An 11885-nucleotide genomic window follows, 5' to 3' on the forward strand; every position below is an offset into this window, starting at 1 on the left:
CGATCGAGGGTACGGGTTAGGTGGACACAACGCTGACGGGTAGTCCCGGAGTTGCCGAAAGTTCCAAAGAAGACGGCTTGACGCCAGCGGCGACGAGGTGTGCGCCCAGTGCGGCGATCATCGCGCCATTGTCTGTGCACAGGCGCGGTTTCGGCACCCGCAGCTCGATTCCTGCTTCAGCACAGCGTGACGAGGCCAAAGCGGACAGTCGCGAGTTCGCCGCCACACCACCGGACACCACCATCGTGCCGATACCCAGCTCGACCGCCGCACGCACGGCCTTCGCGGTCAGCACGTCCGCGACCGCCTCCTGGAAGGACGCCGCCACGTCGTCCACCGGGATGTTCCCGTCGGAGTGTGTCTCGACCCACCGCGCCACCGCGGTCTTCAGGCCGGAGAACGAGAAGTCGTACGGCGCGTCCCGCGGACCGGTCAGACCACGCGGGAAGTGGATGGCGGACGGGTTGCCCCGCCGAGCGGCCTTGTCGATGGGCGGACCGCCGGGGTAGGGCAGGCCAAGGATCCGCGCGACCTTGTCGTACGCCTCACCGGCCGCGTCGTCGATCGTGGAGCCGACCTCGGTGATCTTCGTGGCGAGGTCGTCGACCCGCAGCAGCTGCGTGTGTCCACCTGAGACCAGCAACGCGAGGCACGGCGACGGCAGCGGCCCGTGCTCGAGCGTGTCGGCGGCGACGTGGCCGGGCAGGTGGTTCGCCCCGTACAGCGGCACGTTCAGCGCGGCCGCGTACGCCTTCGCCGCCGACACCCCGACCAGCAGCGCGCCGGCAAGGCCGGGTCCACACGTCACCGCGATGGCGTCCACGTCGGACAGTTCGAGCTGGGCGGCCTCGAACGCACGCGTCACCGACGGCACCAGCGCCTCGAGGTGCGCCCGCGACGCGACCTCCGGCACCACGCCACCGAACCGGGCATGCTGGTCCACACTGGACGCAACTTCGTCGGCCAACAGCGTCAGGGAGCCGTCGGTGCCCAACCGGACTATGCCGATACCCGTTTCGTCGCAGGAACTCTCGATGCCAAGAATGATCGTCATGTGGCCTCCTCGGCGACCCGTGCTGGGCGCGCCATGGTGTACGCGTCGGCGCCGGACGGCCAGTAGTACCGGCGTCGCATGCCAATCCTGGTGAAGCCGTGTGCCAAGTAGAGGCCGATGGCGGCCTCGTTGTCGGTGCGCACCTCGAGGTACACGGGCGCGTCGAACTCGTCGGCATGGGCGAGAAGGGCTCGCAGCAGCGCACGGCCGACGCCCTGCCCCTGCCATTCCGGGTCGACCCCGATCGTGTGCACGTTGGCCTCGGCGCTGCCTGGCCGGCCGTGCACGGAGAGGCCCGCGTAACCGATGAGTTCGTTGCCGGTGTACGCCCCGAGGTAGTAGTGGCCGGCGTCCAGCTCCGAACGGAACGCGGACGCACGCCACGGATCGTCGCCGGAGAACAAGACGATCTCCAGTTCGGCGCAGCGGTCCAGATCCGTTCGGCGCAGCGGCGCCAGCTGAAAGCTCACCGCGCGGTCACCCGTTTGCGCGCGCCCGGCACCTCGGCGTCCGGGCGGCGGAGGTACAGCGGCGTGAACGGGCCCGGCTTGGCGCCGTCCAGCACGGCCGCCCTGGCCACGCGCGCCAGCCCCAGCGGGGTGGGGAACTCCCGGCCCGTGTGGGGCAGGCCGAGGTCGTACAGGGTGGCGCCGTTGCCGGCGACCCGCTCCACCGACAGCTCCGGCAGCTGGTCCGGCTTGTCGACCGACGGGCCCGCGATCCGGGTGCCGGCGGCGTCGTAGGCGGCCCAGTAGACCTCCTTGCGCCGGGCGTCCGTGGCCACCAGCAGCGAGCCCTCCTCGACGGCCGCGAAGGCGTCCAGCGTGCATACCGGGTAGACCGGCCGCGCGAGGGCCTGTCCCAGCGCCGCGGCCGTGGCCATGCCCGCCCGCAGCCCGGTGAACGGGCCGGGGCCGACACCACACACGATCGCGTCGACGTCGGCGAGCGTGCGGCCGGCGTCCGCGAGCGCGGCCAGGATGTGCGGCGTCAGCAGCTCACCGTGGGCCTTCGCGTCCACCGTCACACGCTCGGCCACCACGACCATGTCCGCCATATCCACGACCCCGGCGGTGACCGCGGGCGTCGCGGTGTCCACCGCAAGTACCAGCACGGCCGTCAAGCCTAGTTGTGCCAGCGTTCGATCACGTCGGGGAGGTCGGTGAGGCGCTCGATGACCGCGTCCGGCTCGACGTCCACCGGCACCCGCTGGTACGCCGGGATGTCGCTGTGCGGCACGAAAACGGCACGCATACCGACCGATTTGGCACCGGAGACGTCGTCGTAGAGCCGGTCGCCGACGTAGACGCAGTCGGCCGGATCGTCGACGCCCACCGCGCGCATGGCGTGCAGGAACGCCTCCGCGTGCGGCTTCGTGTACTCCAGGTCCGAGCTCCACACCAGCGCGTCGAACAGATGCAGCACGCCGTCGCGGTGCAGCACTTCCTCGTGCCACTCCTTCGGCCACGGCGTCGAGGACAGCACGCCCAGCCGCAGGCCCTTGGCCTTCAGCGCCTCGACCGTCGGTGCCACGTCGGGGTGGGTGTAGGTCGAGGGGTCCCAGAACGTGCGGTAGGCCGCGATGCCGTCGTCGTGCATCGGCGCGTTCGCGGCTTCCAGCACCTGGGCGATGGTGAACGCCTTGTGGTGGTCACGGGCGACGATCCAGTGCTCCTCCTCGGCGTCGACGATGGCCCGCGCGACCTCGGCGGCCCGGGCGGCGTCGTTGGGGAACAGGTGATCGGCGTAGCTACGCCATGCAGCCACATGGTCAATGGGAAGCCAGGGGGTGAGCGTCCCACCCCAGTCGAAGATCACCGCACGCATGCACTCCAGGGTACGTTCAAACCCCCGGCCAGCGGTTTTCCCATTTTCCCGATGGCCTGACCTCCGCCAGGCGGGAGTCATCGTCACAGCGAGTGAGCGTGACGAGGAGGTGATCCTCCGAAAGGCGCTCTCCGGCCTCACCCCACTCGATGACGACCGCGGCCTCCACCAACTCGGTGTCCAGGTCGAGGTCGTCGAGTTGCGCGAGGTCGTCGCCGAGTCGGTAGGCGTCCACGTGCACCAAAGGAATGCCCTTTCCTCCAGGTGCCGGTGGGTGTTCGCGGGCGATGATGAACGTCGGCGAGCTGACCCTGCCCTCGACGCCGAGTGCCTCCGCGATGCCCTTGGCCAGTACCGTCTTGCCCGCGCCGAGCGGGCCGGACAGTAACACCAGATCACCGGGTTGGAGCAACGAACCGATCTTGCGGCCGAACCGGAGGGTGTCGTGCTCGGTCCGGAGTTCCACGCTCATCTACGCCACCACCGTTTGCGGCCGTTCTCCCGGCCGTACGCGCTTTGCTGGAGCAGCATCACGAGGTGGTCGTTCACGACCTGCGGCTCCTCCAGCATCACCAAATGTCCTGCTCCGCGCACGCGCACGAGCTCGGCGTCCGGCAGTTCGACCACGATCCGCTCGGCGTGCGAGAACTGCGTCATCCGGTCCGCGTCGCCACCCAGCACCAGCACGTGCGTGTGCTTGAGGCCGGCGAGCGCGGCGTACCGGTTGTGTGTGCCCAGCGTCTCGATGAAGTCGGCCAGCACGCGGACCGGGTTCGCATCCAGCATGTCCATCGTGAAGTCGACGACCTCGGGAGGAACGTCCTTGCGACCGAACGCCAGGGTCCGCACGGCCCTGCGGGTCAGCTGACCGCCGGCGGCCCGCACGAACTCGACCAGGCCGGGCTGCCAGTCCGCCAGTCGCCCGAGGTTGCGGGTGAGCGGGTTGTAGCGGGACAGCAGCGGCCGGGGCAGGCCGCTCCTGCCGATCTCCCCGGCCGACGTGCCGATGAACGCGACGCCCCACACCCGGTCCTCGAACAGTTCGGGCCGCTGCTCGGCCAACGCCATGATCGTCATGCCGCCCATGGAGTGGCCGGCGAGCACGACCGGGCCGTCGACCTTGTTCAGCACCTCGCCGAGGTCGCGGCCGAGCTGTTCGATGCTGCTGGTCTTCTCGTTGGCGCGCGAGGATCGGCCATGGCTGCGCTGGTCGTACAGCACCTGGCGCACACGTGGCTCTGCGAGCCTGGCCAGCGCCTTCCGCTGGAAGTACCAGCATTCGCGGCTGAGGGCGAAGCCGTGCACGAACACGACGGTCAGCGCGGGCTTGCCGCCATCGGCCGGGTTGACCTCCTCCACCGACAGCTCGATGCCGTCGTCGGTGATCACCGTGTACTCGCGGTCGGGAGGCAGGCCGCCGAGCTTCTCGTGGTCCGTTGGCGGCTCTTCGTGCCGTCTGCGGGACACACCGACCGCGATGGCCGTGCCGGCCGCGGCGACACCGATCGCGGTGCCGATCAACGCACCGACCTTCTTGGAGACCGTCACCGGTAGCTCCGCACGACCCGGTGCCGGTACATGCCGGTGACGATCTCGTAGTCGATCGTGCCCAGGACGTTCGCCCACTCGGTGGCGGTCGGCTCGCCGCGGGAGCCGTCGCCGAACAGGATGACCTCGTCTCCCTCGCGCACCGGGTCGTCGTCGCAGTCGACCACGATCTGGTCCATGCAGACGCGGCCGACGATGGGCCTGCGCTTGCCGGCGAGCCACACGTCCATGCGGTTGGAGAGCGCGCGGGACACGCCGTCGGCGTAACCGACGGGGATCAGTGCGACGTTCGTGTCCCTCGGCGTCGTCCAGGTCTGTCCGTAGGAGACGGACTCGCCGGCGTCGATCCGCTTGGTGAGTGCGACCGAGGACCGGAACGTCATCGCCGGACGCAGGTTTTCCTTGTACGGCAAGGGGTTCAGGCCGTACATGGCGATGCCGACGCGGACCATGTCGAAGTGGAGGTCGGGGCGGTCGAGCGTGGCGGCGGAGTTCGCGATGTGCCGCAACGGGCGAAGGCCGGCCGCCACCGCGACGTCGTACGCGGCGGCGAACCGCGTGGCCTGGAGGTCGTTGGCGGGGTGACCTGGCTCGTCGGCGCACGCGAGGTGCGACCAGACGGCGACCACCTCGACGTCCCCTTCGGACTGTGCCTTCGCCGCCATGTCGACCAGGTCGGGCCAGTCGCGGGGCGAGCAGCCGTTGCGGGACAGGCCGGTGTCGATCTTCAGGTGCACCCGGGCTGGCGTGCCGGTCTTCCTGGCCGCGTCGACGATCGCGGTCAGCTCACGGACGCTGGACGCGGCAAGGTCGATGCCGCCCGCGATACCAGGGGCGAGATCGGTCTCCGGCACGTCGAGCCAGCTCAGGATCGGGGCGGCGATGCCGCCCGCCCGCAGGTCGAGCGCCTCACCGAGGGAGCAGGAGCCGAGCCAGGTGGCGCCGGCGTCGAGCGCGGCACGGGCGACGGGGAGCGCCCCGTGTCCGTACCCGTCGGCCTTGACCACGGCCATGGTGGCCGCACCGCGCGCACGGTCGGCAAGCAGAGTGACGTTGTGCCGCACGGCGTCGAGGTCGACCACGACCTCGGCACGCGGCCGCTGCTGATCAGCCATAACGCCGCCCATGGTCCCACAGCCCGCGTGTCCAACGCCCAGAACCCGCGTGTCCAACGAAACGGACCCGCGAGTTCAACGAACCGAACGACCGCTTGGTCAACGCGTTTGTTGAACTCAGGGGTCCTGAATGTTGGACACGCGGGTCAGGAGCGTTGGACACGCGCGGAGCGGATGGCGGCTGGGATTGCTTCCATGATCTTGGAGGCGGGGACAGGAACGCCTGTGTCCGTGCCGCCGGTCGCTGCCAGTTCGCCCGCGCGGACGTGTACCCACGCGGCGCAGCCGGCGGCCAGCCACGGGTCCAGGCCCGTTGCCAGCAGCGCGCCTATCAGGCCTGTCAGGACGTCGCCCGAGCCTGCTGTCGCCAGCCAGGACGAGGTCGCCGGGTTCACCAGTGTGCGGCCGTCGGGTGCCGCGACCACTGTCGCGTTGCCCTTCAGCAGGACCACGCTGTTCAGGCGTTTGGCCAGGGTGCGTGCCGCCGCCACCCGGTCGGTGCCCAGCTCGATGCCCAGTGGCTCGGCGATGCGCGCGAACTCGCGGTCGTGCGGGGTCAGGACCACCGGGGCGTCCGGGTCGCGGGCGTCCCACAGTGACGGGTTCGACGCCAGCAGTGTGATCCCGTCCGCGTCAACGCAGGTCGGCACGGCCTCGTCCAGCACCGTCGCCATGACGTTCCTGCCGGCCTGGCCCGTGCCCAGGCCAGGGCCCACGACCCACGACTGGACCCGGCCCGCGTCCTCGACCGTGCCCGTCGCGATCAGCTCCGGCCAGCGGCCACGGACCACGTCCGCCGCGTATCCCGCGTACCGGACCATCCCCGAGGTCGCCAGCACCGCCGCGCCGCACGACAGGACCGCGGCCCCCGGGTAGGTGGCCGAGCCGGCGGCCACCCCGGTCACACCCTGGGTGTACTTGTCGTCGCTGGGGCCGGGGAAGCGCCACGCGTAACCGACGTCGTCGGCCGTCAGTGTGATCAGGTCCGGGTCCGGAAGCTCCGGATCCAGTCCGATGTCGACCAGCCGCACCTCACCGCCGTGCGTGGTGTTGAGCACGTGCACCGGCTTGCGCGCGCCGAACGTCACCGTCACGGCCGCCCGCACCGCCGGGCCGTCGACCGCGCCGGTGTTGGGGTCGACGCCGCTCGGCAGGTCGACGGCCAGGATCGGCACGTCCACCGCCTCGACCAGTGCCGCCGCCGCCGGCCGCAGCGGGCCGCGTGCCTGCAGACCCACGATGCCGTCGATGACCAGGTCCGGGTCGTCGAGCGAGGACGACACCCGGCCGCCGGCCTTGCGGAACGCGGCGAGGCCCTCGGGGTGAGCGCGGTCGGGCGACAGCAGCACCGCCGTCACCGCCACCGACCGCCGCCGCAGGAAGGCGCCGGCCCACAACGCGTCACCGCCGTTGTTGCCCGCGCCGACGAGCAACGTCACCCGCCGGCCTGCCGTCCCGCCGGTCAGCTCACGCAGCATCGCCGCGGCGGTGACGGCAAGCCCGAACGCGGCCTTGCGCATCAGCGCGCCCTCGGGCGTGCGTGCCAGCAGCCGGTCCTCCGCGGCCCTGACCTGCTCGGTCGTCCACACCCCCAGCACGGCGCTACTCCACCGTGACGGACTTGGCCAGGTTGCGGGGCTTGTCCACGTCGTAGCCGCGGGCCCGCGCGATCTCGGCGGACAGCACCTGCAGTGGCACGGTCGCGACGAGCGGCTGGAGCAGCGTCGGCACGGCCGGGATCTCGATCAGCTCGTCCGCGAACGGCCGGACCGTCTCGTCGCCCTCCTCGGCGATCACGATCGTGCGCGCGCCGCGGGCCTGGATCTCGGAGATGTTCGACACCATCTTGGAGTGCAGCACCGCCCGCCCCTTCGGCGACGGCATCACGATCACCACCGGCAGGCCCTCCTCGATCAGCGCGATGGGCCCGTGCTTGAGCTCACCGGCCGCGAAGCCCTCGGCGTGCATGTACGCCAGCTCCTTGAGCTTCAGCGCGCCTTCGAGCGCCACCGGGTAGCCGACATGCCGGCCAAGGAACAGCACGGCCTTGGCGTCGGCTAGGTCCCGGCCGAGCCGGCGGACGTGATCGATCGTGCCGAGCACCTTGCGCACGGCCTCGGGCATGGCGGCCAGCTCGTTGAACTCGCGCGCGATCTCGTCGGCGTACTTGGTGCCGCGGGCCTGGGCGAGCGCGAGGCCGACCATCAGGTTCGCGGCGATCTGCGCGAGGAACGTCTTGGTCGACGCGACCCCGACCTCCGGGCCGGCGTGCGTGTACAGCACGGCGTCGGACTCACGAGGGATCTGCGCGCCGTTCGTGTTGCACACGGCCAGCACGCGGGCCTTCTGCTCACGCGCGTGCCGCACGGCTTCGAGTGTGTCGGCGGTCTCACCGGACTGGGACACCGCGACGACCAGCGTGTCCCGGTCGAGCACGGGGTCGCGGTAGCGGAACTCGGACGCCAGCTCCACCTCGACGGGTAGGCGGGTCCAGTGCTCGATGGCGTACTTCGCCACCAGGCCGGAGTGGTAGGCGGTGCCGCAGGCGACGACGAAGACCTTGTCGACGTTGCGGAGCTCCTGGTCGGTCATCCGCTGCTCGTCGAGGATGACGCGGCCGTCCACGAAGTGGCCGCGCAGCGTGTCGGCCAGCGCGTCGGGCTGCTCCTCGATCTCCTTGAGCATGAAGTACTCGTGGCCGCCCTTCTCGGCGGCCGACAGGTCCCAGTCGACGTGGAACGGGCGGGTCTCCACGTCCCCGCCGTCGAAGTCGGTGACGTGGTAGCCGTCCCGGCTGATCGTGACGACCTGGTCCTGGCCAAGCTCGACGGCGTCCCGGGTGTGCTCGATGAACGCGGCGACGTCGGACGCGACGAACGTCTCACCCTCGCCGACCCCGACCACGAGTGGTGAGTTCCTGCGGGCGGCGACGATCAGGTCCGGCTCGGCGACATGCGTCACGACCAGCGTGAACGCGCCGCTGAGACGGCGACAGACGGCCCGCATGGTTGCCGGCAGGTCGCCCTTCGTCGGCCCGTCCGCGTAGGCGCGGCCGACCAGGTGGGCGACGGTCTCGGTGTCGGTGTCGCTGGTCAGCTCGACCCCGTCGGCCTCCAGCTCGGCACGGAGCGCGGCGAAGTTCTCGATGATCCCGTTGTGGATGACGGCGACCCGGTTGGTGGCGTCCCGGTGCGGGTGCGCGTTGCGGTCCACGGGCGCGCCGTGGGTCGCCCACCGGGTGTGTCCCATGCCGGCCGTCCCGGCGAAGCCGTCACGGCCGACCTCGTCGAGCCGCCCTTCGAGGTTGGCGAGCCGACCTGCCTTGCGCTCGACCGCTAACTCTCCCGGCCCGGTCACCACGGCGACGCCGGCCGAGTCGTAGCCGCGGTACTCGAGCCGCCGCAATCCGTCGACCACGACATCGAGCGCCTGGCGGTGCCCCACATATCCGACGATTCCGCACATGCCAGTGAGGGTAACGACCTGCCTGCGCGTCGGCCCTCGCTAGGGCGGCTATGGTTCGGTGCATGGCGCCCAAGCCCAAGGAACTGTTCGCGGAACTGACCCACCGCGGCCCGCACCGGGTGCTGCGGGGTGACCTGGCGCTCATCGGGCTTCCCGGGCTGGTTTTCACGCCGAGGTCGGGCAGCGGCCTGCCCGCGATCGCGTTCGGGCACGGGTGGTTGCAGCCGGCCGACCGCTATCTCGGCCTGTTCCGCCACCTGGCCTCCTGGGGGCTGGTGGTCGCGGCACCGGGCACGCAACGTGGTCCGCTGGCGTCGTCCCGGCTGTTCGCCGCCGACCTGCGCACCACCCTCGACGTGTGCGCTGGGGTGCGCCTCGGTGACGGCGACATCACCGTCGACGCCGGCCGGCTCGGCCTGGCGGGCCACTCGACCGGCGGCGGCGCGGCGGTGCTGGCGGCCGCCGAGGACGAGCGCGTACGTGCGGTGGTGACCCTGGCCGCGTCCCAGACGAAGCCGTTCGCCACCGACGCGGCATCCCGGTGCTCGATGCCGGCACTGCACATGGCGGGCGCGGACGACGTGGTCGCCCCGGCCGTGGGGCACTCCCGGCTGATCGCCGCGAACTGGGCGGGACCGGTCCAGTTCCGCATGCTGCCGAAGGTGGACCACATGGGCTTCGCCGAGGGCCGCCACTGGAGCGGACTGCTGATCCCCGGCTCCCCGAGCCACGGCGCGCTGCGCATCACCCGCGCACTGCTGACGGCGTTCTTCCTGGTCCACCTGGCCGGCCAGGACCGCTACCGCCCACTGCTCGAAGCAGACGTCAAAGGCGCCCCCATCGAGGACACAAGCGAACTGGTCGCCTGACCTGCACGAAAGTCCCATTGGTGCACCCGGGGGCCCCCCGATTTCCACGTTACCCGCGGGCACCGACAGTTCCGCTCGACCAGAGGGCAACCGGCAACGCGTTCACCCCACCAACCCGAGCGAAAGTCCCATTCACGCGCCCCGAGGCCCCCGATTTCCACGCTAACCGCGGGCACCGACAGTCCCGCCCCACCAGAGGGCAACCGGCAACACGTTCACCCCACCAACCCGAGCGAAAGTCCCACTCGCGCGCCCGGGGGCCCCCGATTTCCACGCTAACCGTGGGCACTGACAGTTTTCGGCCGCGCAGGCCGAGTTGTCCACAGCCCGCGCGGCCTGTCGTCAGCGTTTCGGGGCCTTGGGTTTTTCTGTTGCTGGGTCGCGGCCCACTATGCCGTTGAAGGTGGCGGCCGGGTCCTGGTCGTCGAACAGGGAGCCCGTCGTGCGCCACTTGCTCTGGCGGGTCGTGTCGCCGCCGCCCTGGCCTCCGGCGCCGCCCATGCCACCCATCGGGGCCCCGCCGATCGGGGCTCCGCCCGTGGCGGCACCCGCGCCGGCGCCCGCGGCGGCCGCTGCCGGTGCTGCCGCGGCGTGGTCACTCGTGTTCGGGGCCTGTGCGCCGACCATCGCGCCCGGGCCGGGGGTCGTCGTCGGGCTGGACGACATGCCCGGGGTTTCCGCGCCGCCGAAGCCGCCGCCTCCTCCGCCGCCCCCGACACCGCCACCCCCGACACCGCCGCCACCCGCACCGCCACCGCCCACGCCGGACGGGTCGCCGCCCAGGCCCGACGGGGTCGGCCCGTCCTTCAGGCCGGGGGACGGCACGTCGGTGCCGGCGTCGAAGTCGAAGTCGTAGCTGGCCGGGGTGCCGTCGTCGACCGTCATCTTCATCTGGCCGCTCTTGCCAGGGGTCTGCTCCAGGGTGATGGCCGCGTCGCCGTCCTGGATCACGACCTTGCCGTCCGGGCCGGCCTTGATCACGCCGTCCTCGTAGGTCTCGCCCGGCTCGTCGGGGGTGAAGTCCACCTCGTACTCGCGGGGCTTGCCCGTGCCGTCGTCGACGGTCACCTTGCTGCGGCCACGCATGTCCGGCTGCCCCACGGTGATCGTGCGGTTGCCGTCCTTGATCGTGACCTCCTTCGGCACGCCGCCACCGGGCGCGACGCCGAGGCCACCGGCCGAGCCGGGGATGGGCAGGCCCGTCGCCGGGTCGATCGCGCCGGGCATGCCGCTGCCCGGCGTGCCGATCCCGGGCATCGCACCGGACGGGCTCGTGCCCGGCGTCGGGATCTCCGGGATGGCACCGCTGGGCGAGGTCGACGACGACGGCGGCGTCGGGATCGACGGCATCGAGGGCACCGACGGCGTGCTGCCGGGCGGGGTGGACGAACCGGGCGGGGTAGACGAACCGGGCGGAGTAGACGAACCGGGCGGCGTGGACGAGCCGGGTGGTTGCTGCTGCGCCGGGTTCGTCGACCCGGGCGGCTGGCCCTGCTGCGGGGTGCCGAACTTGTTCTCGTACTCGGTGAGGAAGCCGTTCAACGCCTCGTACTGCGAGTTCACCGCTTCGAGCGCGTCGTCGCACGCCTGCTCGAACGCCGTGTACATCGTGTCGTGCAGGTCGACGTTGAAGGAGTCACGGATCCACCTCTTGCACTCGCGGATCACGTACTCCTTGTTCTCCCCCTCCATGCCGCAGGCGTCGTTGCGGATGGTCGACTCGAGGTTGCTGCCACACACCGAGTCCACCCACGCCGCGACCTCGAGCACCTCTTCCTGCTCCGAGAACTCGCCCCTCGCGAGCTTCACAACCTGCTCGGCGATGTGCGGGGTCGCGCTGCCGACCGTGCCACGGCTGTTCTGGTACAGGGCGATGATGTCGTTCGCCTTGTCCTTGCACGCCGTGAAGATGTTCTGGACCGCCGTGTCGATCATGTCCGGCGAGGTCTGCAGGTACTCCAGCAGATCCGTGATGTTCGGCACCAACTTCTCCGAGTAGTGCTGGTA

The 11885-nt window shown here is 71.0% G+C and carries 11 protein-coding genes; 1 reads left to right on the plus strand and 10 read right to left on the minus strand.

Annotated elements, in window-relative coordinates:
- Nucleotides 1–16: 16 nt before the first annotated feature.
- The 9 genes from tsaD to glmS form a co-directional block, all read right to left on the minus strand.
- Nucleotides 17–1054 (minus strand): tRNA (adenosine(37)-N6)-threonylcarbamoyltransferase complex transferase subunit TsaD, encoded by a 1038-nt coding sequence (gene tsaD / locus VF106_RS32610; RefSeq protein ID WP_330843743.1) that lies wholly within the window; start codon nt 1052–1054, stop codon nt 17–19.
- Nucleotides 1051–1524 carry a ribosomal protein S18-alanine N-acetyltransferase gene (rimI, locus tag VF106_RS32615; protein WP_330843744.1) on the minus strand — a complete coding sequence of 158 codons (474 nt, stop codon included), beginning with the start codon at nt 1522–1524 and terminating at the stop codon, nt 1051–1053. Before rimI ends, tsaD begins: the two co-directional genes overlap by 4 nt.
- The gene (gene tsaB / locus VF106_RS32620; RefSeq protein ID WP_330843745.1) at nt 1521–2168 is read right to left on the minus strand and encodes a tRNA (adenosine(37)-N6)-threonylcarbamoyltransferase complex dimerization subunit type 1 TsaB; all 648 of its coding nucleotides are present in this window, start codon (nt 2166–2168) and stop codon (nt 1521–1523) included. Before tsaB ends, rimI begins: the two co-directional genes overlap by 4 nt.
- Before the next feature lie 11 nt (nt 2169–2179).
- The gene (locus tag VF106_RS32625) at nt 2180–2881 is read right to left on the minus strand and encodes an HAD family hydrolase (RefSeq protein WP_330843746.1); all 702 of its coding nucleotides are present in this window, start codon (nt 2879–2881) and stop codon (nt 2180–2182) included.
- Between the two features lie 16 nt (nt 2882–2897).
- A complete protein-coding gene (gene tsaE, locus VF106_RS32630; RefSeq protein ID WP_330843747.1) occupies nt 2898–3353 on the minus strand; it encodes a tRNA (adenosine(37)-N6)-threonylcarbamoyltransferase complex ATPase subunit type 1 TsaE in 456 nt (151 codons plus the stop codon).
- The gene (locus VF106_RS32635; RefSeq protein ID WP_330843748.1) at nt 3350–4429 is read right to left on the minus strand and encodes an alpha/beta fold hydrolase; all 1080 of its coding nucleotides are present in this window, start codon (nt 4427–4429) and stop codon (nt 3350–3352) included. Before VF106_RS32635 ends, tsaE begins: the two co-directional genes overlap by 4 nt.
- Nucleotides 4426–5544, minus strand: a complete 1119-nt coding sequence (gene alr, locus VF106_RS32640) for an alanine racemase (RefSeq protein WP_330843749.1) — start codon at nt 5542–5544, stop codon at nt 4426–4428. Before alr ends, VF106_RS32635 begins: the two co-directional genes overlap by 4 nt.
- A 146-nt stretch (nt 5545–5690) precedes the next feature.
- The gene (locus VF106_RS32645) at nt 5691–7142 is read right to left on the minus strand and encodes an NAD(P)H-hydrate dehydratase (protein ID WP_330843750.1); all 1452 of its coding nucleotides are present in this window, start codon (nt 7140–7142) and stop codon (nt 5691–5693) included.
- A 4-nt stretch (nt 7143–7146) separates the two neighbouring features.
- A complete protein-coding gene (gene glmS, locus VF106_RS32650) occupies nt 7147–9009 on the minus strand; it encodes a glutamine--fructose-6-phosphate transaminase (isomerizing) (protein ID WP_330843751.1) in 1863 nt (620 codons plus the stop codon).
- 62 nt (nt 9010–9071) lie between these two features.
- On the opposite strand from glmS, the gene VF106_RS32655 reads away from it, so the two are divergent.
- Nucleotides 9072–9878 (plus strand): dienelactone hydrolase family protein, encoded by an 807-nt coding sequence (locus VF106_RS32655; protein ID WP_330843752.1) that lies wholly within the window; start codon nt 9072–9074, stop codon nt 9876–9878.
- Nucleotides 9879–10220: 342 nt separating this feature from the next.
- Here VF106_RS32655 and VF106_RS32660 read toward each other — a convergent pair.
- Nucleotides 10221–11885: hypothetical protein (locus tag VF106_RS32660; RefSeq protein WP_330843753.1), on the minus strand; the 1665-nt coding region annotated here is incomplete at its 5' end.

This window comes from Actinophytocola sp. (assembly GCF_036378875.1).
Taxonomy (GTDB): domain Bacteria; phylum Actinomycetota; class Actinomycetes; order Mycobacteriales; family Pseudonocardiaceae; genus Actinophytocola.